This window comes from Pseudomonas sp. AC193, assembly GCF_979258075.1.
On the sequence record NZ_OZ409832.1, the window covers coordinates 845,890 to 869,482 of the forward strand.

Annotated in this window: 24 protein-coding genes; 12 read left to right on the top strand and 12 right to left on the bottom strand. The window is 59.6% G+C overall.

From position 1 onward, the window contains the following. Positions 1 to 105: 105 nt before the first annotated feature. The gene (locus ACZZ0D_RS04005; RefSeq protein ID WP_463554760.1) at positions 106 to 825 is read right to left on the bottom strand and encodes a 4'-phosphopantetheinyl transferase family protein; all 720 of its coding nucleotides are present in this window, start codon (positions 823 to 825) and stop codon (positions 106 to 108) included. A 150-nt stretch (positions 826 to 975) separates the two neighbouring features. Beyond that, positions 976 to 1,767, bottom strand: a complete 792-nt coding sequence (locus ACZZ0D_RS04010) for a dienelactone hydrolase family protein (RefSeq protein ID WP_463552502.1) — start codon at positions 1,765 to 1,767, stop codon at positions 976 to 978. 144 nt (positions 1,768 to 1,911) lie between these two features. On the opposite strand from ACZZ0D_RS04010, the gene ACZZ0D_RS04015 reads away from it, so the two are divergent. The 4 genes from ACZZ0D_RS04015 (at position 1,912) to ACZZ0D_RS04030 (ending at position 5,908) form a co-directional block, all read left to right on the top strand. Beyond that, positions 1,912 to 2,517, top strand: coding sequence for a hypothetical protein (locus tag ACZZ0D_RS04015; RefSeq protein ID WP_159812689.1), 606 nt, complete (start codon positions 1,912 to 1,914; stop codon positions 2,515 to 2,517). A 145-nt stretch (positions 2,518 to 2,662) separates the two neighbouring features. Beyond that, the gene (locus tag ACZZ0D_RS04020; RefSeq protein WP_053122799.1) at positions 2,663 to 3,340 is read left to right on the top strand and encodes a response regulator transcription factor; all 678 of its coding nucleotides are present in this window, start codon (positions 2,663 to 2,665) and stop codon (positions 3,338 to 3,340) included. Beyond that, positions 3,337 to 4,683 (top strand): ATP-binding protein, encoded by a 1,347-nt coding sequence (locus ACZZ0D_RS04025; RefSeq protein WP_463552503.1) that lies wholly within the window; start codon positions 3,337 to 3,339, stop codon positions 4,681 to 4,683. Before ACZZ0D_RS04020 ends, ACZZ0D_RS04025 begins: the two co-directional genes overlap by 4 nt. 169 nt (positions 4,684 to 4,852) lie before the next feature. Continuing rightward, positions 4,853 to 5,908: a hypothetical protein gene (locus ACZZ0D_RS04030; protein ID WP_463552504.1), complete on the top strand. Its 1,056-nt coding sequence runs from the start codon at positions 4,853 to 4,855 to the stop codon at positions 5,906 to 5,908. A 193-nt stretch (positions 5,909 to 6,101) separates the two neighbouring features. Here ACZZ0D_RS04030 and ACZZ0D_RS04035 read toward each other — a convergent pair whose 3' ends face one another. Further along, positions 6,102 to 7,100, bottom strand: a complete 999-nt coding sequence (locus ACZZ0D_RS04035; protein ID WP_463552505.1) for an AraC family transcriptional regulator — start codon at positions 7,098 to 7,100, stop codon at positions 6,102 to 6,104. 351 nt (positions 7,101 to 7,451) lie between these two features. On the opposite strand from ACZZ0D_RS04035, the gene ACZZ0D_RS04040 reads away from it, so the two are divergent. Beyond that, positions 7,452 to 8,786, top strand: a complete 1,335-nt coding sequence (locus tag ACZZ0D_RS04040; RefSeq protein ID WP_053122793.1) for a dicarboxylate/amino acid:cation symporter — start codon at positions 7,452 to 7,454, stop codon at positions 8,784 to 8,786. 232 nt (positions 8,787 to 9,018) lie between these two features. Further along, positions 9,019 to 10,200 carry a CaiB/BaiF CoA transferase family protein gene (locus ACZZ0D_RS04045; protein ID WP_463552506.1) on the top strand — a complete coding sequence of 394 codons (1,182 nt, stop codon included), beginning with the start codon at positions 9,019 to 9,021 and terminating at the stop codon, positions 10,198 to 10,200. A gap of 109 nt (positions 10,201 to 10,309) precedes the next feature. Here ACZZ0D_RS04045 and ACZZ0D_RS04050 read toward each other — a convergent pair whose 3' ends face one another. Together ACZZ0D_RS04050 and ACZZ0D_RS04055 are read right to left on the bottom strand one after the other, a co-directional pair. Then, complete coding sequence (locus ACZZ0D_RS04050) at positions 10,310 to 10,804, bottom strand: SprT family zinc-dependent metalloprotease (RefSeq protein ID WP_053122789.1); 495 nt, start codon at positions 10,802 to 10,804, stop codon at positions 10,310 to 10,312. Positions 10,805 to 10,932: 128 nt separating this feature from the next. Then, the gene (locus ACZZ0D_RS04055; protein WP_463552507.1) at positions 10,933 to 11,535 is read right to left on the bottom strand and encodes a Yip1 family protein; all 603 of its coding nucleotides are present in this window, start codon (positions 11,533 to 11,535) and stop codon (positions 10,933 to 10,935) included. A 425-nt stretch (positions 11,536 to 11,960) separates the two neighbouring features. On the opposite strand from ACZZ0D_RS04055, the gene ttcA reads away from it, so the two are divergent. Together ttcA and ACZZ0D_RS04065 are read left to right on the top strand one after the other, a co-directional pair. After that, a complete protein-coding gene (gene ttcA / locus ACZZ0D_RS04060; RefSeq protein WP_038367448.1) occupies positions 11,961 to 12,785 on the top strand; it encodes a tRNA 2-thiocytidine(32) synthetase TtcA in 825 nt (274 codons plus the stop codon). Between the two features lie 164 nt (positions 12,786 to 12,949). Beyond that, positions 12,950 to 13,624: a DNA-3-methyladenine glycosylase I gene (locus ACZZ0D_RS04065; RefSeq protein WP_159814991.1), complete on the top strand. Its 675-nt coding sequence runs from the start codon at positions 12,950 to 12,952 to the stop codon at positions 13,622 to 13,624. Between the two features lie 90 nt (positions 13,625 to 13,714). Here the strand turns inward: ACZZ0D_RS04065 and ACZZ0D_RS04070 are convergent, their stop codons facing one another. The 3 genes from ACZZ0D_RS04070 to arsC are packed head-to-tail and all read right to left on the bottom strand — an operon-like array spanning position 13,715 to position 15,089. Further along, complete coding sequence (locus ACZZ0D_RS04070) at positions 13,715 to 14,140, bottom strand: DUF2069 domain-containing protein (RefSeq protein ID WP_212543821.1); 426 nt, start codon at positions 14,138 to 14,140, stop codon at positions 13,715 to 13,717. Positions 14,141 to 14,142: 2 nt separating this feature from the next. Beyond that, positions 14,143 to 14,739, bottom strand: a complete 597-nt coding sequence (gene wrbA, locus ACZZ0D_RS04075; protein WP_053122780.1) for an NAD(P)H:quinone oxidoreductase — start codon at positions 14,737 to 14,739, stop codon at positions 14,143 to 14,145. After that, positions 14,736 to 15,089 carry an arsenate reductase (glutaredoxin) gene (gene arsC, locus ACZZ0D_RS04080; protein WP_463552508.1) on the bottom strand — a complete coding sequence of 118 codons (354 nt, stop codon included), beginning with the start codon at positions 15,087 to 15,089 and terminating at the stop codon, positions 14,736 to 14,738. Before arsC ends, wrbA begins: the two co-directional genes overlap by 4 nt. A gap of 113 nt (positions 15,090 to 15,202) precedes the next feature. On the opposite strand from arsC, the gene ACZZ0D_RS04085 reads away from it, so the two are divergent. Next, entirely contained in the window at positions 15,203 to 15,670 is a 468-nt protein-coding gene (locus ACZZ0D_RS04085) for a TlpA disulfide reductase family protein (RefSeq protein ID WP_159814989.1), read from the top strand. A gap of 138 nt (positions 15,671 to 15,808) precedes the next feature. On the opposite strand, the gene ACZZ0D_RS04090 is transcribed toward ACZZ0D_RS04085, so the two are convergent. After that, positions 15,809 to 16,213 (bottom strand): META domain-containing protein, encoded by a 405-nt coding sequence (locus tag ACZZ0D_RS04090; protein WP_463552509.1) that lies wholly within the window; start codon positions 16,211 to 16,213, stop codon positions 15,809 to 15,811. Beyond that, positions 16,213 to 16,647, bottom strand: a complete 435-nt coding sequence (locus ACZZ0D_RS04095) for a hypothetical protein (protein WP_038367468.1) — start codon at positions 16,645 to 16,647, stop codon at positions 16,213 to 16,215. The genes ACZZ0D_RS04090 and ACZZ0D_RS04095 overlap by 1 nt, the downstream gene beginning before the upstream one ends. A gap of 133 nt (positions 16,648 to 16,780) precedes the next feature. On the opposite strand from ACZZ0D_RS04095, the gene ACZZ0D_RS04100 reads away from it, so the two are divergent. Continuing rightward, positions 16,781 to 17,236, top strand: coding sequence for a hypothetical protein (locus tag ACZZ0D_RS04100; protein ID WP_463552510.1), 456 nt, complete (start codon positions 16,781 to 16,783; stop codon positions 17,234 to 17,236). A gap of 3 nt (positions 17,237 to 17,239) precedes the next feature. Here ACZZ0D_RS04100 and ACZZ0D_RS04105 read toward each other — a convergent pair whose 3' ends face one another. Beyond that, positions 17,240 to 18,229 carry a 2-hydroxyacid dehydrogenase gene (locus ACZZ0D_RS04105; RefSeq protein WP_463552511.1) on the bottom strand — a complete coding sequence of 330 codons (990 nt, stop codon included), beginning with the start codon at positions 18,227 to 18,229 and terminating at the stop codon, positions 17,240 to 17,242. A gap of 82 nt (positions 18,230 to 18,311) precedes the next feature. After that, the gene (locus tag ACZZ0D_RS04110; protein ID WP_463554761.1) at positions 18,312 to 21,065 is read right to left on the bottom strand and encodes a response regulator; all 2,754 of its coding nucleotides are present in this window, start codon (positions 21,063 to 21,065) and stop codon (positions 18,312 to 18,314) included. Positions 21,066 to 21,284: 219 nt separating this feature from the next. On the opposite strand from ACZZ0D_RS04110, the gene ACZZ0D_RS04115 reads away from it, so the two are divergent. Further along, complete coding sequence (locus tag ACZZ0D_RS04115) at positions 21,285 to 22,007, top strand: response regulator transcription factor (RefSeq protein ID WP_282356200.1); 723 nt, start codon at positions 21,285 to 21,287, stop codon at positions 22,005 to 22,007. Beyond that, positions 21,994 to 23,418 (top strand): histidine kinase sensor domain-containing protein, encoded by a 1,425-nt coding sequence (locus ACZZ0D_RS04120; protein ID WP_463552512.1) that lies wholly within the window; start codon positions 21,994 to 21,996, stop codon positions 23,416 to 23,418. The genes ACZZ0D_RS04115 and ACZZ0D_RS04120 overlap by 14 nt, the downstream gene beginning before the upstream one ends. Positions 23,419 to 23,593: the final 175 nt, after the last annotated feature.

The window sequence follows — 23,593 nt, forward strand, 5'->3', positions numbered from 1 at the left end:
CCGCGATGCCGCCTTCGCGAGCAGGCTCGCTCCCACAGGGGAATGCATTTCAAAATGTGGGAGCGAGCCTGCTCGCGAAGACGGCCGAACAGGCGCTGAAAATCCTCAGGCCTTAATGCTGACCAAGCTCAACAACTGCCCATCCCGCACCCCAAACTGCGCATCCAGCTCCGTCCCGCTGCACCACTCAGCCGACAAATCCGTCAGCAGCCGCAATCGCACTTCACCGGCCTCCGTCCATTCCAGCACTTCCGCATGCTCGAAATAAAAGCGCTTCTGCACAATCGGATACAGCGCTTTGAACAAACTCTCCTTCACCGAAAACGTCAGCGTCACCCACAACGCCAACTGATCCCGCGAGCCTGCCGCCACGCGCTGCATTTCCGCCGGCGTGAGGATTTCCCCGGCGAGGCGTTCGGCGCGTTCGGCGTTGAGCAGGTTTTCCAGATCCATGCCCAAGCCGCGCCAGTGCTGCTTATTGGCAACAATCGCCGCCGCGCGCCCGGTGCTGTGGGTGATCGAGCCGCAGATATGCGCCGGCCAAACGGGTGCACGATCTTCGCCAATCGGCGGAACCACGCTGGAGCCTTCCAGTTGCTGCAACGCCGCCCGAGCGCAGATCCGCCCCGCGAGAAACTCAGCCTGACGCTTGGCCACCGAACGCTGAATGCTCGGCGGCGGCTCGATGGCGCTGCGACGAAAGTCATCGCCGAGCAGCTGCGCCGGATCGAAGTGAGTACTGAGCAGCACGGTATCGGCCAGCACCGAGGGCAACGGCCAATCGGCATCGAGCGGGGTGCAGCAGGCGGGGAGGGTGAGGTTCATGGCGGGCATTTTGCCGGTTCATCGAGACAAGGTCGAGATCGGCGGTGAAGCTTTCGCGAGCAGGCTCGCTCCCACACTGGATCTCTGCCGCCTAGTAGATCCCCTGTGGGAGCGAGCTTGCTCGCGAATGCCGCGCAGCGGTGTCTCTGATCAGCTGAAGATTTTCTGGAAGAACGCTTTCATGTCCGCCCAGGATTTTTCATCCGCAGCCTTGTTGTAACCAATATCCTGCCCGCCATGTTCGCCATGGCTCAAACGATCCGCATCCGGATTGGTAAAACCATGCTTGGCACCCTCAAGCGTGACGAACTTGTAGTTGGCCCCGGCCTTGTCCATTTCCGACTTGAACGCGATGACGTTGTTCGGCGTGACCATGCTGTCCAGCGCGCCATGCTCCACCAGAATTTTCGCCTTCACACTGCCGGGCGTCGCCGGCGTATTGGTCGCCAACGCGCCGTGGAAACTCACCACGCCCAACAACGGCTCGCCCTGACGCGCCGCGTTCAGCACCACGCCACCGCCGAAGCAATAACCAATGGCCGCGAGTTTGTTCACGTCGGTCTGTGGCTGCTTCTTCAGCAAATCCAGACCGGCTTCGAAGCGTTTGCTCGATGCCGCCGAATCCTTGGTCGCGGCCTGCATGAACGCCATCGCATCTTTCGGGTGCTCGGTGTTCTTGCCTTCGCCGTACATATCAATCGCCAGCGCGCTATAGCCAAGCTCGGCGAGATCACGCGCTCGGCGTTTGGCGTAATCGTTCAGGCCCCACCATTCATGCACCACGACGACACCCGGGCGTGCGCCTTTTATAGCGTCGTCATAAGCGTAATAGCCGATCAGCTTGGTGCCGTCGGCACTCTGGTAGGGAATTTCTTCGGTCTTGATCGCTGCCTGAGTCAGGCTGCTGACCGCCAGTAAAGTGAGGGCGAGGAACAGGCGCATGGTCGGGGTCTCTTTATCGAAAGTGGTCAAAACAGCCTAGACGATTTGGTTCAGGTCAGGTTCAGAGACGGTTCAGGGGCGGTACAGGGGCTGGTCAGTAACCTTGCGCCATACCCAAACAGCACTGTGAAAGAGGAAATACCCATGACTCGTTTAAACAAACTGCTGCTGGCATTTACCCTGTTGGGCTCCAGCCTCGCGGCCAATGCCGACGACACCACCAATTTCGCCGGCCTGTCTTTCGGCCAGACCAGTGACAAGATCGACAAGTCCAACGCGCTGAACGACAACCTCGGTCACCCGAACGCCACCGGCGCCATCGATGGCAACAACACTTACGGCGTGCGCCTCGGTCAGCAAAACAGCCAGGGTCGCTACTACGCCACCTACGACAACGTGTCGGGTTCGCACAATGGCATTAAACTGCGTCAGGAAAATCTGCTCGGCAGCTACGATCTGTTCTACCCGGTGGGCGGCAGCACCAAGTTGTTCGGCGGTGCCACGGCGGGTCTGACTAAACTGACTCAGGATTCGCCAGGCTACAGCCGCGACAGTGACATCGGTTATGCGGTCGGCGGCCAGTTGGGTGTGTTGCAACAAGTCACCCAGAACACCTCGGTGGAACTCGGTTATCGTTACCTGATGAGCAATGCCAGCACCGAAATGAAAGAAAGCGGCGGCAGCAAACAAGGCTCGCTGGATCTGAACAGCAGCGCGCAGACTTACCTGTCGGCCAACTACAACTTCTAAGGACGACAGCGAAATCATTGTGGGAGCGGGCTTGCTCGCGAAAGCGGTGGATCAGTCAATGTAGATGTTGACTGATCCGGCGCCTTCGCGAGCAAGCCCGCTCCCACAGGAGGTTGTGGAGATTTCAAGTGATTAGGAGAAGGTCATGAAACTGTTGGTCGTCGAAGATGAGGCGCTGTTGCGCCATCACCTGCAAACCCGTCTCACGGAGAGCGGTCACGTGGTCGAGTCCGTGGCCAATGCTGAAGAGGCGCTATACCAGACCGGGCAGTTCAACTTTGATCTGGCGGTGATCGATCTCGGCTTGCCGGGCATGAACGGCCTCGACCTGATCCGCCAGTTGCGCTCGGGCGGCAAGACCTTTCCGATCCTGATCCTCACCGCGCGCGGCAACTGGCAGGACAAGGTCGAAGGCCTCGCCGCCGGTGCCGACGATTACGTGGTCAAGCCGTTCCAGTTCGAAGAACTCGACGCGCGCCTGAATGCCTTGCTGCGCCGCTCCAGCGGTTTCACCCAGTCGACCATCGTTGCCGGGCCGCTGCTGCTCGACCTCAATCGCAAACAGGCGACGCTCGACGAACAACCGCTGGCGCTGACCGCCTACGAGTACCGCATCCTCGAATACCTCATGCGTCATCACCAGCAAGTGGTGCCCAAGGATCGTTTGATGGAGCAGCTCTACCCGGACGACGACGAGCGCGATCCGAATGTCATCGAAGTGCTGGTCGGCCGCCTGCGCCGCAAACTCGAAGGCCCGGCCGGGTTCAAACCGATCGACACCGTGCGCGGCCTCGGCTACCTGTTCAATGAGCGCTGCACTTGATTCGTTCGCTTCGCGTCCGGCTGATGCTCGCCGCCACCACGTTGGCGGTGCTGTTCATGCTCGCCTTGCTCCCGGCGATGCAGGGCGCGTTCAGCCTCGCGTTGCAGGACTCGATCGAACAGCGCTTGGCTTCGGACGTCACCACGCTGATCTCTGCCGCACGCATTGAAAACGGTCGGCTGGTGATGCCGAATCAGTTGCCGGACGAGCGTTTCAACCTCACCGATTTCCGTCTGCTCGGTTACATCTACGACCGCGAAGGGCACTTGGTCTGGCGCTCGAAAGCCACCCAGGAAGAACAGATCAACTACAAACCGCGCTACGACGGCCTCGGCAACGAGTTCGCGCGGATTCGTGAGGCCAACGGTCAGGAATTCTTCGTCTATGACGTCGAAGTGAAACTGCTCGGCGGCAAAAGTGCGGCGTTCAGCATCGTCGCGCTGCAACCGGTGCGCGAATACGAAGTCACCCTCGAAGGCCTGCGCGAAAACCTCTACCTCGGTTTCGGCGCAGCTTTGCTGGTGTTGCTGGCGCTGTTGTGGATCGGCCTGACCTGGGGCTTAAAAGCTTTGCGCCGACTCAGTCAGGAACTCGACGAAATCGAAGGCGGCACCCGCGAAAGCCTCACCGAACAACACCCGCGCGAACTGCTGCGCCTGACTGGCTCGCTCAACCGCTTGCTGCACAGCGAACGCCAGCAGCGCAGCCGCTATCGTGACTCCCTCGATGACCTCGCGCACAGCCTGAAAACCCCGTTGACGGTGCTGCAAGGCGTCAGCGAAGACATGGCCCAGCGCCCCGAAGATCGCGATCAGGCCTGGGTGCTGCAATCGCAGATCGAACGCATGAGCCAGCAGATCGGCTACCAATTGCAACGCGCAAGCCTGCGCAAAAGCGGCCTGGTGCGCCATCAGGCGCGACTGCAACCGGTACTGAAAAGCCTTTGTGACACGCTGGACAAGGTCTACCGCGACAAACATGTACGCGTGGCGTTTGATCTGCCGGAGCATTGTTACGTGCCGATCGAGCAGGGCGCCTTGCTGGAGATGATGGGCAACCTGCTGGAAAACGCTTATCGCCTGTGCTTGGGCGAAGTGCGCATCAGCGTGCGTGAAAATCACGCCGGGGTTGAACTGTGCATCGAAGACGACGGCCCGGGCGTACCGCCGGATCAGCGTGCACGGATTCTCGAGCGTGGCGAACGGCTGGATGCCCAGCATCCGGGGCAGGGGATCGGTTTGGCGGTGGTCAAGGACATCATCGAGAGTTACAGCGCCAAGCTGACGCTGGGGGATTCACCGATGGGTGGGGCAGCGTTCAGGATTCATTTTCCGGCGGTGTGATTGACGTATCGTCGAACGCTGACCACTGGTCGCAACTGTCAGATCTGACAGGTGTGCCTTTTTCTTTTTCCGATCAGGCTGGTCGCGTTCATTAGGTGAACGCGCCGGTCTGCTGTTTCGGCCTTTCATGAATGGATACGGAATTTCATTCGGGCCAAGGAGATTGGAAATGGTCGAGTTCGTGACGGTTGAGGCTCGGGAGCAGCTTGGTAAGGCGATGTCGCAGAGGGCCTCGGAGCTGCCGGCTCCAGTGATCGATGGTGTTGAGAACGGCAGAATCAACCTGATCCAGATGCAAAACGGGCTTGTTGTACGCCTTCCTCACATCGATGGACAGCAAGTTGGAGACAGGTATTACGTTATTGTAGGTGTCGAGGATTCAATGGGTGGCTGGGGGCTGGATGGAAGCATCGATAGCGCTGAGGGCGACACCCTTGTAACCATCCCCGCCGATCGCGCACTGAATTTTCGTGGGCAATCGTTAGTGCTTGGTTATTTCTATCTGGAAATCGAAAATCCGACCTCGCCGAGTACTCGTTACTTCGCTGAAGATGAAATTTATCGTCCCGTTGTGGATGAGGCCGAGAACGGAATTATCCCGCTGGCAGCGGTTGATCTCGGGGTGAACGTTCGTCTGAGGGCTTCCAAAGCATTGTCAGACGGGGCACTCGTTTCCTTTTACTGGTACGGGACTGCGTGCGAAGGCTCATACGTCAGCCATTTCCGGATCCAGAGTAGCGATGAAGGAAAAGATGTGGTGTTTGGCATTGCTCCGCGCTTTTTACGGCCGAACAAGTACGGCACTGTTCAACTGATTTACACGGTGGAGAATGCCGGTCGAAAGTGGACAACTTCCCTTATAGACTTGGAAGTCGAAGGGAATTTGGAAGTGCCCGAACCGGTCTATGGATCGCAAGGGCATTATGTTCCGGGGCAACTGGATCTTATTGATGAAGGCGGGCGTATTCCAATGACGCTGAGCACTCATGGCATGAGCGTAGGTGATGTGGTCACGTTTGTTTTTACAGGGGCCATGATCGGGACTTCTTATGTTTGGCGACAGATTCTGGAATCCCATCACATCGGTGAGGATCTGCTGATCAATGTGCCTTTGCTCCATGCTCAATTAGGTCCGAGTTTAAGAGCGTTGGGCATTGTGGAGCGTAAGACCGGGGAGGTAGTCGGAACGCCACTGTTGAGACTTCAACTGCCGATGCCGGATTGACCCTCACCCCAGCCCTCTCCCAGAGGGAGAGGGGGCCTACCGAGGTGTCTGGCGTTATCCATCGACCTGAAATAGCCAGTCGGTTATGGATTCAACAGCGAAGTTTCAGGTCGGCGGAGATTTCGAGCATCCCCCAATCAGTCCCCTCTCCCTCCGGGAGAGGGTTAGGGTGAGGGGCTTTTGATGTGGTGCCTCACTGTTCCTGCGCCCGATAAGCACCCGGCGTCAGCCCCGTCCATTTCTTGAACGCCCGGTGAAACGCCGACGGCTCAGAAAACCCCAACTGCTCGGCAATCTGCTGCAACGACAAATCCGCCCGTCCCAAATGGTAGATGGCGATATCCCGCCGCAGCTGATCCTTCAACTCCTGAAAACTTGTGCCTTCCTCACGCAAATGCCGGCGCAACGTCTGCGGGCTGATGTGTATCTGCGCCGCCACCGCTTCCAGATCCGGCCAATTCGCACTGTCACGGCTGAGCAAGCGGCGCAGCCGACTGCTCAGGCTGTCGCCATCGTCCGGGCGCGACAGCAGGTCAGCGGGGGAGCGTTCGAGGAAGTGTTTGAGCGTGCGTTCGTCCTGCAACAACGGCATGTGCAGGTAGCGGCTGTGAAACAGCAGGCTGCTCTGATCGCTGGCAAACGTCATCGGGCAGGGAAACAGCAAATCGTATTCCGCGCCGTGTTCGGGGCGTGGGTAGCTGAACGTCACCTGCTCCAGCCGGATGCGCTGGCCAATCAGCCAACTGCCGAGGCGATGCCAGATCACCAGCAGGCTTTCAGTCAAAAAGTGATCCGGATCCCACAATTGCGAATCATCAAGGCTCAAACGTACCCATTCGTCTTCGCGGCTCAGGGTCAGGCGCGGGCCTTGCGGGAATAGGCTATAAAACAATAAGCCGCGTTGCAGAGCCTTCTCCAGATTGCGGCAATGAATCGAGGCGTGGCACATCATCGCGAAGCTGCCGGGCTTGCTCGGTGCGTTGCCGAAACCGAGGTATTCGTCGTCCAGCGCCAGCCACAGGCCCTGGATCAACTGAGTGAACTGTTCCGGGGCGAGGCGCGCGCGAGGTTCGTCGAGCAATTCCGGGCTGATGCCGAGTTGCAGCAAAAGGTTCGAATAATCGAAACCCAGGCGGCGTGCGCCACCGAGGGCGGCACGGGCGAAATGACTGGCGATGGTGCGTTCGCGCATAAGCGGCAAATCCTTCCTCAGGCGCCGGATGGTAGCCGGGGGTGATGCGAGCAACAAGGCGGATTTCCGCCAAATTGTAGGACGACAAGCGGCGAGTTGGCGGAAATCCGCCACACTCAAGTCACCGGACATTGACACTAAAAAGACCTGCAGCCCTTGATGTCAAAAGGCTTGCCGGGAAATGCACCAAAGTGGCACGGCGTTTGCGATAAGAGCGACAGAAGCGTGCGTTTATCCCGCCCGGAAAACGCCGCTCCAACAACAAATCCCTCCAGTGCAGGAGGGTTCGCAATTCAGGTTTCGCGGCGTAACAGATGGATGTTGCACGCGGGGCTCTTGAGGAAACTTGCAATGACGACTCGTCAGCCACTGTACAAATCCCTGTATTTCCAGGTGATCATCGCGATCATCATCGGTATCGCGCTTGGTCATTACTACCCGCAGTTCGGCGTGGCGGTAAAGCCGCTGGGTGACGGGTTCATCAAACTGATCAAAATGATCATCGCTCCAATCATCTTCTGCACCGTGGTCAGCGGCATCGCTGGCATGCAAAGCATGAAATCGGTCGGCAAGACCGGTGGTTACGCGCTTCTGTACTTCGAAATCGTTTCGACCATCGCTCTGCTGGTTGGTCTGGTTGTGGTCAACATCGTGCAGCCGGGCAACGGCATGCACATCGACGTCGCCACCCTCGACGCTTCGAAAGTCGCTTCCTATGTAGCGGCGGGCGCTGACCAAAGCGTTGTCGGCTTCCTGCTCAACGTGATCCCGACCACCATCGTCGGCGCGTTCGCCACCGGTGACATCCTGCAAGTGCTGATGTTCTCGGTGATCTTCGGCTTCGCCCTGCATCGCCTGGGTGACTACGGCCGTCCGATCCTCGACTTCATCGATCGCTTCGCCCACGTGATGTTCAACATCATCAACATGATCATGAAGCTCGCGCCAATCGGTGCCTTCGGTGCCATGGCCTTCACCATCGGCGCTTACGGCGTGGGTTCGCTGGTGCAGCTGGGTCAACTGATGATCTGCTTCTACATCACTTGCCTGCTGTTCGTGTTGATCGTGCTTGGCGGTATCGCCCGCATGCACGGTTTCAGCGTGCTGAAAATGATCCGTTACATCCGTGAAGAGCTGCTGATCGTACTCGGCACTTCGTCGTCGGAATCGGTACTGCCACGCATGCTGATCAAGATGGAGCGTCTGGGCGCGAAGAAATCGGTAGTGGGTCTGGTGATTCCGACCGGTTACTCGTTCAACCTCGACGGCACCGCGATCTACCTGACCATGGCTGCGGTGTTCATTGCTCAGGCAACCGACACGCACATGGACATCACGCACCAGATCACGCTGCTGGTGGTGTTGCTGCTGTCCTCCAAAGGCGCAGCCGGTGTGACCGGTTCGGGCTTCATCGTGCTGGCCGCGACCCTGTCGGCGGTAGGTCACTTGCCGGTGGCCGGTCTGGCGCTGATCCTCGGTATCGACCGCTTCATGTCCGAAGCACGCGCACTGACCAACCTGGTGGGCAACGCCGTTGCGACCATCGTGGTTGCCAAGTGGGTGAAAGAGCTGGACACCGACGTACTGCAATCCGAGCTGGCTTCGGGTGGTCGCGGTATCGCTGATACCCGTCCTGAAGATGATCTGGGTGTGGCTGAAGGCCCAACCCCGAGCAGCGTCAAGTAAGTAAAAAAGCCCTTGTGGCGAGGGGATTCATCCCCGATGGAGTGCGCAGCAGTCCCTTCTTTTTAGTGGTAGAAGGGAGCCGCTACGCGACTCATCGGGGATAAACCCCCTCACCACAGGGTTTTTTATTGCCTGCGATTTGAGCGTAACGGTCACACCCGCTGACATATCCGGTGATTGCTGCATCGGCAATGGCTGCCTAGGCTGAGTGCATCGCCCAAGGAGTTCGCCCATGTCTGCACCGCTGGCCTCACTGAAAATCCTCGATTTCTCCACGTTGTTGCCGGGGCCGTTCGCGTCGCTGTTGTTGGCGGACATGGGCGCCGAGGTGCTGCGTATCGAATCGCCGACGCGCATGGATCTGCTGCGCGTATTACCGCCGCATGATGGCGGCATGTCTGCCAGTCACGCCTATCTCAATCGCAATAAGCGCAGCCTGGCGCTGGATCTCAAGCAGCCCGAAGCACTGGAGGTGATCAAGCAATTGCTGGCGGATCATGACATCGTTTTGGAACAGTTTCGCCCCGGCGTGATGGAGCGATTGGGCCTGGGTTATGAAGCGTTGAAGGCGATCAATCCAAAACTGATCTACGTGTCGATCACCGGTTACGGCCAGACCGGGCCGTACAAGGATCGCGCCGGGCATGACATCAACTATCTCGCCCTCGCCGGGCTCTCCAGCTACACCGGTCGCGCCGACAGCGGGCCGTTGCCGTTGGGTATGCAAGTGGCGGATGTCGCCGGTGGTTCGTTGCACGGGGTGATCGGTTTACTCGCAGCGGTGATTGCGCGTCAGCAAACGGGGCAGGGTACCCATCTGGACGTGAGCATGACCGATTGCGCATTCAGCCTGAATGCCATGGCCGGCGCCGGTTATCTGGCTTGCGGCGAGGAACCGGGCTGGGAAGACCAGATGCTCAATGGCGGCAGCTTTTACGACTATTACCGTTCGCGGGATGGGCGCTGGATGTCGGTTGGCAGTCTCGAGCCGGCGTTCATGCAGCAGCTGTGTACGGCGCTGGGCCGGCCGGAGTTGGCGGCGCAAGGCTTGTCGCCGAAACCTGAGCAACAGCGAGCGCTGAAGGAGGCGTTGAAGATCGAGTTCGAACGGCATGACTTTGCTGAACTGTGCGAACTGTTTGCCGGGATCGATGCGTGTGTCGAGCCGGTGTTGAATTTGAGTGAGGCGGTGCGGCATCCGCAGTTGCAGGCGCGCGAACTGGTGACGCAGGTGCCGCGCGGGGATGGCATGACGCAGGCGCAGATGGCGTGTCCGTTGAAATTTTCCGAGGAATTACCGGCACCGCGGCATGTGGGGGCGGTGTTGGGGCAGCATACGGATGAGGTGTTGGGGGCGTTGGGGTTTAGTCCTGCGAAAATTGCAGAGCTGCGGCGGGCCAAGGTCATTCTTTAGTGCCTGTGCCGGCCTCATCGCGAGCAGGCTCACTCCTACAATGGAATGCATTCCACCTGTAGGAGTGAGCCTGCTCGCGATGGGGCCAGAACAGACAACACAAATCTGACTATTCCACCCGCATCTCACCACTGAACACCAACGTATTCCGGCAACTACGACACAAATACCGCCGCCCCTGCCGCACCAGGCTATGCCGCTGCGCCGAGAACGGAAAATCACTGTCCACGCACGGGCATTTGTAGATATAGCGGGTCACGCTGCGACGTTTAATGGCGTAGGTATGGCAGCGATCCGGCGGCAGTTCGTAAACCCCGCGCATGATCAATTGCCATTCCTCGCCGTGCGGCTGAATGCGGTCGCCAAACAACTGATGGGCGATCAGGTGCGCAACTTCGTGGGCCACGGTTTGTTTGAGGAAATGTTCAGTGTTTTCCCGGTACAGCTGCGGATTGAAGCGCAGCAGGTTCTCGTGCAAATGCGCGACACCGGCTTTTTGCCCGCGCAGCTTGAGACTGACGACAGGGCGTTGGAAGTGACGTTTGAAAAAGGATTCAGCGAGTTGGTAACAGTCTTCGACGCGGGTATTGAGTTGCTCGGGCATGCTTGATGGATCTCCAGAGACGTCGAGTATGCCGCAACCCTGGGGACTTGCGAATCGTCGAGCTGCCGAATGGTCGTCCGGCAAACGACAAGGCCGCCTCGCGGCGGCCTTTATGAACAAGACGTTTGCTAGTTGGTGTAGACAGGCCCTACGCCCAGCCCCCAGACGATCACGGTAAACGCCATGATGGCGACCAGCACCACCAGACCCACCGCCAGCACTGAGCTTGAGAACAGGAAACCTTCATCTGACGGAATATTCATGAACGTCGGCAGCCCCACGTACAACAGATAAACCGTGTAACAGATGGCCGTCGTGCCGACGATCATCCCCAGCCACATATGCGGATACAGCGCCGCCAGCCCGCCGACAAACAACGGTGTTGCGGTGTAAGTGGCGAATGCGACACACCGGGCCAGACTCGGGTTGGCGTCGTACGTACGCGCCATCCAGTGCACGAAAGCGCCCATGACCGCGACGCCGCCAAGCATCGCCAGGTACGACATGACGGTCATCCAGATCGCGCTTTCAACGGTGAGCATCACCGGTGCGCGGTTGCCGATCACCCAGCCGACTTGGGTAGTACCGATAAACGCCGAAATGGCGGGTATCGCCGCCAGAATCAGCGTGTGCGTCAGGTACATGTGGCTGATGCTTTCCTCTTGGTCGCCACGGATTTCCTTCCATTCCTGATCGGGGTGGGTAAAAAGTCCCACTACGTGATGGATCATGCCAGTCACTCCTCTTGTTATTGCCATCGCCCCCCAACGGAGCGCCTACGGGCCAATGAGGCCGAGCAAAGTCAGGTCATGGATGTGTGCGACCTTATGTCGCAGTATAGAAAGGACTTAACCGCACAGGTATTAGGGGCTTAGAGCAAATCGCGCTGTAAACTCGGGGCTTAATCGCCTTGGGGTCTTGCCGGTAAGGCATTTTTGATGCTTGAAACACTTTTGTGGCGAGGGGATTTATCCCCGTTCGGCTGCGCAGCAGTCGCCAAGCCATTCACCGCGCAGTGTCAGGCAATACGAGTTCTCAGGTTTTGGGGCTGCTTCGCAACCCAACGGGGATAAATCCCCTCGCCACAGATGCTTCGCGCATCCAGGGTTTTTGCGTAAAATGCCGGCCTTTCGTCACACCTCACGGATTTCGCGTCATGGGCACTCTTACGGTCAACCAGAACAAACTGCAAAAGCGCCTGCGCCGCCTGGCCGGCGAAGCGGTTGCTGACTTCAACATGATTGAAGACGGCGACAAGGTCATGGTCTGCCTGTCCGGGGGCAAGGACAGTTACACCATGCTCGACGTGCTGCTGCACCTGCAGAAGGTTGCACCGATCAAGTTCGAGATCGTCGCGGTGAACATGGATCAAAAGCAGCCGGGCTTCCCCGAGCATGTGCTGCCGGCCTATCTGAAAGAACTGGGCGTCGAGTACCACATCGTCGAGAAAGACACCTACTCGGTGGTCAAGGAGCTGATTCCGGAAGGCAAGACCACCTGCTCGCTGTGTTCACGTCTGCGTCGCGGCACGCTGTACACCTTTGCTGACGAAATCGGCGCGACGAAAATGGCCCTCGGTCATCACCGCGACGACATCGTCGAGACGTTCTTCCTCAACATGTTCTTCAACGGTTCGTTGAAAGCCATGCCGCCGAAGCTGCGCGCCGACGACGGCCGCAACGTGGTGATCCGTCCGCTGGCGTACTGCAACGAAAAAGACATTCAGGCCTATTCGGACTTGAAGGAATTCCCGATCATCCCGTGCAACCTCTGCGGTTCGCAGGAAAACCTGCAGCGTCAGGTGGTCAAGGAAATGCTTCTGGACTGGGAACGCAAGACACCCGGTCGAACGGAAAGCATCTTCCGCAGTCTGCAGAATGTCATCCCGTCGCAACTGGCCGACCGCAACCTGTTCGACTTCACCAGCCTGAAGATCGACGAAACTGCGGCTTCGCGCTTCGTGAACGTCGTCAATCTGTAAACCCCATTTTTATGTGGCCGCGCTTTTTGTGGCGAGGGGATTTATCCCCGATGGGCTGCGCAGCAGCCCCAGCTTTTCTGGGGAGCTCCGCTCCCCATCGGGGATAAATCCCCTCACCACAGGGCCCCGCATTAGTTTCTTTATTCAATTCACCAGGAGAGGGCATGCGCGATTACAAGTGGCTGCACGAATACTGTCTGAACCGCTTCGGTTCGGCGGCTGAACTGGAAGCCCATCTGCCCGTTCCCAAGACTCCCGCACAACTGCGCAAGATCAGCGACGACCGCTACCTCTCGACCATGGCCCTGCGCGTGTTCCGTGCCGGCCTCAAGCACAGTCTGGTCGACGCCAAGTGGCCGGCCTTCGAAGAAGTGTTCTTCAAGTTCGACCCGGAAAAAGTCGTGCTGATGAGCGCCGAACACCTCGAACGCCTGATGCAGGATGCGCGGATCATCCGCCACCTCGGCAAACTGAAAAGCGTGCCGCGCAATGCGCAGTTCATTCTCGATGTGGAAAAGGACAAGGGCAGTTTCGGCGCACTGATCGCCGACTGGCCGGTGACCGATATCGTCGGCCTGTGGACGTACCTGAAAAAGCACGGCCATCAGCTCGGCGGGCTGTCAGCGCCACGGTTTTTGCGCATGGTTGGCAAGGATACTTTTGTGCCGAGCTACGACGTGGTCGCGGCGCTGAATGCGCAGAAGATCGTCGACAAAGTGCCGACCAGCCAGCGTGATCTGGCGATTGTGCAGAATGTCTTCAATCAGTGGCATGAAGAGAGTGGCGGACGGCCGATGAGCCAGATTTCGATGATGCTTGCTTATACCGTCAACCATTAAGACTGCGTTGCCCCATTCGCGAGCAAGCCCGCTCCCACATTTTGGAATGCGTTTCCCTGTGGGAGCGGGCTTGCTCGCGAAGGCGTCAGCTCAGGCGACGCTGATCTCGCCTTCTCCAGCCAACTTGCGATTCAACTGATACCGCCACCGCACATACAACAGCGCCGAGCAGAACACCGCCAGGCTCGCGACCATCTCCAGCACACCAAACAACTGCCGGTTCGGGTCATACGCCGCCAGTGCGCCTTTGATGAAATACAGGTTCACCACAAAACACATCCACGAATGACCACGGGCGCTGCCCATGATCATCGCCGGGGCGAGAACCAGCCAAGGGATCAGCTCGACCAGCAGAATCACCCACGGCCGCGCGCCGTGCAGATCGGCGAAGATCAGATAGTACGCAGCGAGCAACCCGGCCAAGGCAAAAAAGCTCAGCAGACTGACCACCCGCATCGCTTTCACGCGCGGCTCAAGCCACTCGACCGAGGGCAGGACTTTCGGCTTCTTCGCCACCGTCAGCCCTCCAGTTTTTGCGCAGTCTTGGCCAGACGATGGCCGAGCGCACGGCACAGCGCGACTTCGTGCTGATCCAGACCTTTTTTGCCGTCCGCCCCAGCGTGATGGCTGGCGCCGTAAGGCGTGCCGCCGCCCTGAGTTTCCAGCAGTGCCGATTCGCTGTACGGCAGACCGGTGATGAGCATGCCGTGGTGCAGCAGTGGCAGCATCATCGACAGCAGCGTGGTTTCCTGACCGCCGTGCAAACTGGCGGTGGAGGTGAACACGCCGGCCGGTTTGCCTACCAGAGCACCGGTCAGCCACAGGTTGCTGGTGCCGTCGAGGAAGTATTTCAGTGGCGCGGCCATGTTGCCGAAACGCGTCGGACTACCGAGGGCCAGGCCGGCGCAGTTTTTCAAATCATCCAGCGTGGCGTAGAGCGCGCCTTCGTCCGGAATGCTTGGCGCAACGGCTTCGCACTCGGTGGAGATCGCCGGCACGGTACGCAGACGCGCTTCGAGGCCAGCCTGCTCGACACCGCGAGCAATCTGCCGCGCCATCTCGTTGGTCGAGCCATTGCGGCTGTAATACAACACCAGAATGTACGGCGCGCTCACGGCAGCAACTCCAGCGCATTTTCCGGCGGACGACCGATCACGGCTTTGTCGCCGACTTCAATAATCGGTCGCTCCATCAGTTTCGGATGCTGGGCGATGGCGTCGATCAATTGCGCTTCGCTGAGGCTTTCATCCGCCAGTTGAAGCATTTTGTATTCATCTTCCCCGGTACGCAGCAACTGGCGTGCGCTGATCCCGAGCTTGCCGAGCAGGGCCTTGATTTGCGCCGCGTTCAGCGGGGTTTCGAGGTAACGCACGACGTTTGGGCTCAGGCCGCGGGCTTCAATAAGTTCCAGCGCGCCGCGGGATTTCGAGCAGCGCGGATTGTGATAAAGCGTCAGATCGGTCATGGCGGGTCGCTTCTGGCGTAAAGTGGCGGCTATTCTAACTGTGCAGCGCGCAATCCAGAACCGTCAGAGGCGATGGGTCGCAGGCGCGTTTAAATTTTCACAAGGAACATGACATGACACGGCGATTGGCAGCGGCATTGACGATTATCGGGGCGTTGATGCTGGGGGGCTGCGGCAACGACTACGGCATCGACCAGAACGGGCAGAAAGTCGCGTCCGAGCGTCTGGACAAACAATGGGTAGTGCTTAACTACTGGGCCGAATGGTGCGGGCCGTGCCGAACGGAGATTCCGGAACTCAATCATCTGGCTGACGAGCTCAAGGGCAAGAACGTCGGCGTGTTCGGGGTTAACTTCGATAACGTGCAGGGCGCGGAGCTGAAAGAGGCCAGTGAAAAACTCGGTATCAAGTTCACCGTGCTGGCGCAGGATCCGGCGGAGTTGTTTGACGTGCCGCGCAGTGAAGCGCTGCCGGTGACGTACATCATCGACAACAAGGGCAAGGTGCGTGAACAACTGATGGGCGAGCAGACGGCGGCGGGGGTGATGGCGAAGCTGGAGGCTCTGCAGGCTACCAAATAGGTTGTTGCCATTCAGGCACGTTCCCATGCCGGAGCGTGGGAACGATCAAAAGATCGCAGCCTTCGGCAGCTCCTACAGGGGGTACGTGGACTCATGTAGGAGTTGCCGAAGGCTGCGATCTTTTTTGCGGCTGAACAATCAACCCTCTTCCAGCCACCAACGCAAAGGCTTGCCTTCAGCCGGCCAGAAGCGCATCTGCTCGATCGGCGAGATGTCCCAGCGCTCGACATGCTCCAGCGCCTCGAGGAAACGTTGCTCCTGCTCCATCAACGCCGGCGCACATAGTTTGCGGGTCTTGCCGACTTTGCCGAAGCTCAGCTTGTCGCCTTCCAGCGTGTACGGCGCGAACCAATGGTTGCAGCCGCCGTTGCCGTAAGCGCGACCATCCTCGCCGAGGGTCACGGTCAGATGGCTGTAATCCATCAATGGCCGTTCACCGATCCATTCCAGAATGTAGCTGCGGTTTTGTTGCAGTTGCACAGGCTCAGCCGCACAACCCACCAGACCAACACCGACCAACGCGGTCAGGGCAAAGCGTTTCATCACGCAGGCTCCTGGCATTTCGGGCACAGGTGCTTGTCGCCAACGGCTTTCCAGCCCAGCTCGGCAATCCGCGCGGTGGCGGCCGGTTTCTCTGCGGTTTTGCCCAGCTTGGCGTCCACGGCGAATTCAAAGCTCAGCTCTTTGGCGCAGCTGTCGCAGTTGACTTGCCAGGTGTGGATCGCCAGTTCGCCGAACACCGGGCCGGTGGTCATCGCAGTCCATTGGCCCGGCGGATTGATCAGGTGGCGGACGGTTTCGACGGTCAGGCGCATGGACAAATCCTTGCTGCCTTTGAGGGTGACCAACAGCGCGTCACCGATGCGGATCGAACCACCGTTGCCGGTGACCTGATAGCGGCCCGGAACGAGGGCGCGGCATTCGGTGAGGGTGTGTTGCGGGTTCATCAGCGTGTAGCGGAAATCGTGTTCGACCATGGGTCCTCCAAATATGCGCGACATGCTAGCACGGGCTCGATTGCAGGATGATGCGCGCGTGCGACCTTCGATCCGGTTCAAATCGACCCGCACCCATGGCAAACTGCCGCCCTCGACTCTGAAGGAACGGAACATGGCGCTGATCGAATGTTATGAATGCAAGCGGAACATCAGTTCCGAAGCCTTGGTGTGCATTCATTGCGGGGCTCCGATGGCCGAGCAAGCGGCGCATGTGCAAGCGCAGGCCGCCGCTGCCCCCACGAAGGCCTCGACGATTTCTTTCGGCAGCCTGCCGCGCAACAAGGCTGTGCCGGAGGCCGTTGTCCCGCCCGCCGTTGAACCGCTACCGAAAGTGATGCCCGCCGCAGCAGGGCGTCGCCGTCGTCAGCAAGCGGCGCAACCGGTTCCACCGCAGATCAATTCCGATGGCAGCCGCCCGGTCGAAGGCTGGCTGAAGATCATGATCTTCCTGCTGCCGATGGTGTTTGTCTGGTTCCTGCTGCGCAACGGGCACTCGGCGAAACAACGGCTGTTCGGCTTCGGCTGGCTGGCCCTGCTGATTCTGGCGTCGTCGCTGTCGCCGAAATAACGGTCAGCCCTCGACCTGGTTCTGCGGCGCACCCGCCGCCCAGGTCGCGATGTTGTGCAGCGTGGTTGCCGCGATCGCGCCCAGTGCCTCGCGCGTGAGAAACGCCTGATGCGCGGTGATGATCACGTTAGGAAAGGTCAGCAACCGCGCCAGCACATCGTCCTGCAACGGCAAGTCCGAGCGATCCTCGAAAAACAGCTGCGCCTCTTCTTCGTAAACATCCAGCCCCAGATAACCGAGTTGCCCATCCTTCAGTGCGTCGATCAGCGCTGGCGTGTCGACCAGTCCGCCGCGCCCGGTGTTGATCAGCATCGCGCCGGCTTGCATGTGCGCCAGTGACTCGCGGTTGATCAGGTGTTTGCTCTGCTCATTGAGCGGGCAGTGCAGGCTGATGATTCGCGACTGCGCGAGCAACTCCGGCAGGCTCAAATAACGCGCGCCCAAAGCGACAACGTCCGGGTTTGGATACGGGTCGTAAGCGAGCAACTCGCAGCCGAAACCGTGCATGATTTTCGCGAAGGTCGCGCCGATCTGCCCGGTGCCGACGATGCCCACCGTTTTGCCAACCAGATCGAAACCAGTCAGACCGTGCAGGGTGAAGTCGCCTTCGCGGGTGCGGTTGTAGGCGCGGTGCAGACGACGGTTGAGGGCGAGAATCAGCGCCACCGCATGTTCAGCGACAGCATGCGGCGAATAGGCGGGAACACGCACGACCGCCAGTCCTAAACGCTTGGCGGCAGGCAGATCGACATGGTTGTAACCCGCCGAACGCAAGGCAATCAGCCGCGTGCCGCTAGCGGCGAGACGTTCCAGCACCGGAGCACTGAGATCGTCGTTGATAAAGGCGCAAACCACTTCGTGTTGGTCGGCGAGGGCCGCTGTGTCGAGGCTGAGCCGGGCCGGTTGAAAATGCAGTTCGAGATCCGCCGGGCAGTCGGCGGCGAGGAAGCTGTCGCGGTCGTAGGTCTGGCTGCTGAAAACGATCGTGCGCATGAAATCCTCCTGGAGCATCGACGCGGGTTGAAACACCCGCGAGCACTTTAGCGGCAACAGCGGTAAGCGGTGTTGCGCTGGGTCAGGCGCTGATCTTCGCTTGCGTGGCCAGGCGATTGATCGAACGTTCCAGTTCATCCAGCGCTGCCGAGGCCTTGGGGTCATCCTGCTTGAGCAAGGTTTCGCTGCGCTGACAGGCCGCGCGCAATTGCGGCACGCCGCAGTAACGGGTGGCGCCATGCAGGCGATGCACGCGCTCGAGCAAAGCGTTTTGATCGTGGCTGTCGCGGGCCGTGCGAATCGCTTCACGGTCGGCTTCAAGCGAGGCCAGCAGCATTGCCAGCATGTCCGCCGCCAGATCGGCTTTGCCGGCGGCCAGACGCAAACCTTCGTCGTGATCGAGCACCGGCAATTCATGGTTGAGGGCAGCGCTGTCGCTGAGTCGATCCGGCGCCTGATTGCGCAAGGCCAGACCGGTCCACTTCAACACCACCTGCGCCAGTTGCCGCTCGCTGATCGGTTTGGTCAGGTAATCGTCCATGCCGCTTTGCAGCAGCGCGCGTTTTTCGTTGGCCATCGCGTGGGCCGTGAGGGCGACGATTGGCAGCGGCGTGCAATGCCGCTCGCTTTCCCACTGGCGAATGGTTTCGGTGCTCTGGCGCCCGTCCATGCCGGGCATCTGCACGTCCATCAGCACCAGATCGAAGGATTCCGTTTGCACGGCTTTGACAGCGGCGTACCCGCTCTCGACCGCGAGCACTTTGGCGCCCATGTCTTCGAGCAAGGTCTGCACCAGCAACAGGTTTGCCGGGTTGTCATCGACGCACAGCACACGCGGCGCGCGACTCGACAACGGTTCGCCCGGTTCGCTGCGCATCTGGCGCGGATTGACCAGATCGGACAGTGCCCGGCGCAACTTGCGCGTGCACGCCGGTTTCGCCTGCAACTGGCTGTGCGGGTTGGGCACCGACAGATGGAACAGTGTCTGTTCGGTGGTCGGGCACAGCACCAGTACTTTGCAGCCGAGGTGTTCGAGATCCCAGATGTGCTGGTTCAAACGCTCCGGCAGCATGTCATTGCTGGTGATGCCGATGACCGCCAGATCAATCGCCTGATCGGTCTGATGTGCGCCGGTGACGCCATTGGTCAAGGTTTCGAGGGTATTGAACGGTGTGACTTCGAGGCCGCAATCTTCCAGTTGATGCTGCAAGGCCTGGCGCGCCAGTTCATGATTTTCCAGCACCGCCACGCGACGCCCGAGCAGCGGCGCGGCGGGCAGGTCTTCGGCATCATCACGGGTTTTCGGCAGGCTCAGGCTGATCCAGAATTCCGAACCTTCGCCCGGCGTGCTGTCGACGCCGATTTCGCCGCCCATCTGCTCGATCAAACGTTTGGAAATCACCAGCCCCAACCCGGTGCCGCCGGGCTGGCGCGACAGCGAATTGTCGGCCTGACTGAACGCTTGAAACAGTGCGCGCACGTCCTGATTCGACAGGCCGATGCCGGTGTCCTGAATGCTGATGCGCAGTTGCACGCTGTCTTCGTGCTCTTCTTCGAGCATGGCGCGGGCGACGATGGTGCCTTCGCGGGTGAACTTGATCGCGTTGCTGACCAGATTGGTGAGGATCTGCTTGAGGCGCAGTGGATCACCGACCAGCGACAGCGGCGTGTCGCGATACACCAGACTGACCAGCTCCAATTGCTTGGCGTGCGCGGCTGGGGCGAGGATGGTCAGGGTGTCCTGCAACAGGTCGCGCAGGTTGAATGGAATATGGTCGAGCACCAGTTTACCGGCCTCGATTTTCGAGAAGTCGAGGATCTCATTGATGATCCCCAGCAGGCTGTCGGCGGATTTTTCGATGGTGCCCAGATAATCGAGCTGACGCGGGGTCAGTTCGCTTTTCTGCAACAGATGCGTGAAGCCGAGAATGCCGTTGAGTGGCGTGCGGATCTCATGACTCATGTTGGCGAGGAATTCGGATTTGATCCGGCTCGCCTCCAGCGCTTCTTTGCGCGCCAGATCCAGTTCGATGTTCTGGATCTCGATGGTTTCCAGATTCTGGCGCACGTCTTCGGTGGCCTGATCGACGCTGTGCTGCAACTCTTCGCGGGCATTCTGCAGGGTGCCGGCCATGCGATTGATGCCGGAAGCGAGTTCGTCCAGTTCCTGACTGCCGAGCGGCGGCAGGCGGGTTTCCAGATGACCGTCCTTGAGTTGCGCGACGGCCTGTTTGATCTGGCCTAGCGGACGGTTGATGGTGCGGCCCATGCGCAACGCGAGCAGCGCGGCACCGGCCAGACCGGCGACTATTAATAGAAGGCTGGCAAACAGGCTGCGATAACCGCGCAGCAGCATGCCGTTGTGCGACAGCTCCAGTTCGACCCAGCCGAGCAGGCGATCGGACTCTGCCGGGATCAGTTCGCCGGCGAGGTTGCGGTGCTTGCCGAACACCGGCATCAGGTAACGCGTCGCGTCATTGCCGCTGCGTCGTTGCAATTGTGCGCTGTCGCCGCTCGGTGCCTGATTGAGCATGGTCGGGCCGGCGTGGGCCAGCGGCGAGCGATCCGGCGCAAGGAAGGTCACCGCGCGCACGTCGGGTTGTTCAAGGGATTGCGTGGCGATGCGCTCCAGCAACTCATTGTTGCCGTGGCCCATGGCGGGCGCGACCAGCGGGGCCAGTTGTTCGGCGATCATTTCGCCGCGCTGCATCAATTGGCTCTGCAAGTCGGACTGCTGCATCCAGGTGAAATAGCCACCCAGCACCAGCGCCATCAGGCTGGTCGGCAACAAGGTCAGCAACAACACGCGACCTTTGATTCCCAGTTTCTTGAGCACGCCTATCTCCTGCATCCCGCTGATCTGTTGACTCATGCGTGCATCCGGCACGCGACATTGGCGCAGTGTAGCGATTTGCTCGCGGGCAATCTCCGGAAAAATGGTGTCGCCATCGGTCAGCGTGTGGGTGCTCGTTTGTCCGAAGGGCTAACCATCAGTTGCCCGATGCCCGGCAATCTTGAATAATCGCCCTCAACTGAGAATGACTTGCAGATACTCATGACTCCTGTTTCCGTTGGCCAGCCACGCATACTTTCCATCGAGGACGATCCGGTGCTCGGCGCCTATGTTCACGAACATCTGGGCCGCAGCGGCTTTCAGGTGACCTGGTGCCAGAACGGTCAGGAGGGCTTGAACATTGCCAAGCGCCAGCCGTTCGACGTGGTGCTGATGGATATTCTGCTGCCGGGAATGGACGGTTTGAACGTGCTGACGCAATTGCGCCAGAGCCATTCGACGCCGGTGCTGCTGATGTCTGCCCTGGGTGCCGAGGCCGATCGCATCAGCGGTTTTCGTTTGGGCGCCGATGATTATCTGCCCAAGCCGTTCAGCATGGCCGAGCTGCATGTGCGCATCGAAGCGATCCTGCGCCGGGTCGCGCTGGATCGGCGTCCGGCGGCGAGTGCGCCTGCCGCGACGATCAGCGCGCTGCATTTTGACGATCAACAGTGCGACGTGTTTTTCCGCGATCAACCTGCCGGGCTGACCCGCAGCGAATTCCGTCTGCTGGAAACCCTCAACCGCAATGATGAAGAAGTGCTGAGCAAAGCCTTCCTTTATCAGCACGTTTTGCAACGCGGCTACGCGGCCCACGATCGCAGCCTCGATATGCACATCAGCCAGATCCGCCGCAAACTCAAAGCCATCGGTTACACCGAGCGGGAAGTGCGCACGGTGTGGGGCAAGGGTTATGTACTGAGCGGTGCCGATGAAACTGTCTGAACTGCCGGGCCGCCATTCGCTGTTCTGGAAACTTGCCTGCTTGCTGGTCGCCTTCTGTCTGCTGATGATCTGGCTGAGCTGGTCGTGGGGCCGCTATATGGAGGAGCGCAATCAGTTTCTCTCCGATGAGGCGCGCGGCACCTTAACGCGTTATGCCGGTGAGGCCGAACGTGCCTGGCAGCGCGGCGGTCGCAGCGGTATTGATGACTGGTTACAGAGCATGGAATTGCGCGAGGCCAGTTGGGTCGGCGTGATCGGCGGCAATTTGCAGTCGCTGAGCAACGACCCGCTGAACGATCAGGAAACCCAGCACCTGACCTTTTTGCGCGGCCTCGACTGGCCGATTCACAAACAGGGGCGGCCGTGGCTGCGCATTCCATTTCCCAAAGACCCGGCGGCCGGCAGTCTGGTGATCGAATTGCCCGAGCGTTTTCTGCCGGGCAAATATCGGGTGTTCTGGCGGGTGATCACCAACGGTGTGATTCCGGGACTGTTCACTTTGCTGTTGTGTGTCGGGTTGTATCGCTTGCTGGTTGTGCCGCTGAATAATTTGCGCGAACAGGCCAACGCCTGGCGTGCCGATCAATTGAATGTGCGGTTGTCGAGCGGGATTACCCAGCGCCCGGATGAACTCGGTGAACTGGCGAGAGCGTTTGATTCGATGTCCGAGCGCCTGCAATCGACCGTCGCCCTGCAACAGCAATTGCTCCGCGACCTGTCCCACGAATTGCGCACGCCGCTGAGCCGCCTGCGCGTGGCCAGCGAAAGTGAGCAAGGTCTGCCGCAATTGCGCGAGCGCATCGGGCGTGAAGTCGACGGCATGCAACGGCTGGTCGAAGATACCTTGCAACTGGCCTGGCTCGACACCGACCGCACGCCACTGCCGGACGAGGCGATCCAGATTCAGGCGCTGTGGGAAATGCTTACCGACAACGCCTGTTACGAAAGCGGCTGGCCGAGCCTGCAATTGCAGTGTTCGGTCGAGGCATCGTGCTGGGTGCGCGGCAATCTGAATACCTTGGCGCAGGCGCTGGAAAACATTCTGCGCAACGCCATTCGTCATTCGCCGGAAGGCGGGATCGTCCGGCTCGATGGGCGGCGTGATGGCGATTACTGGCATTTGTGGCTGGAGGATCAGGGCGGTGGCGTCGCTGACGCTGATCTGCAGCGAATCTTTTTGCCATTCACCCGACTCGATGGCTCGCGGCCTGGCGACGGTGGGTTTGGTTTGGGGCTGAGCATTGCGCGCAATGCGGTGCAGCGTCAGGGCGGGTTTATTTGGGCGGAGAATAGCGGGGCGGGGTTGCGGCTGAATCTGCGCTTGATGGCGGATGATTGTGTTGCGCCGACTGACGCCATCGCGAGCAGGCTCACTCCTACATTGGATTTGCGTTCACCGCAGATCGTCTGAACAGCATCGATCCCCTGTAGGAGTGAGCCTGCTCGCGATGAGGCCCTTCGATCCAGTATTCACCTTAAAAGTCTCACCAGTGGTGAGACAAATGCTGCTTATTCCCATAAACCATAAGCACCGCACTTTGCGTGATATGGCCTGCGCGGGTTTGCCGGTATGATAGGCGCCCCCG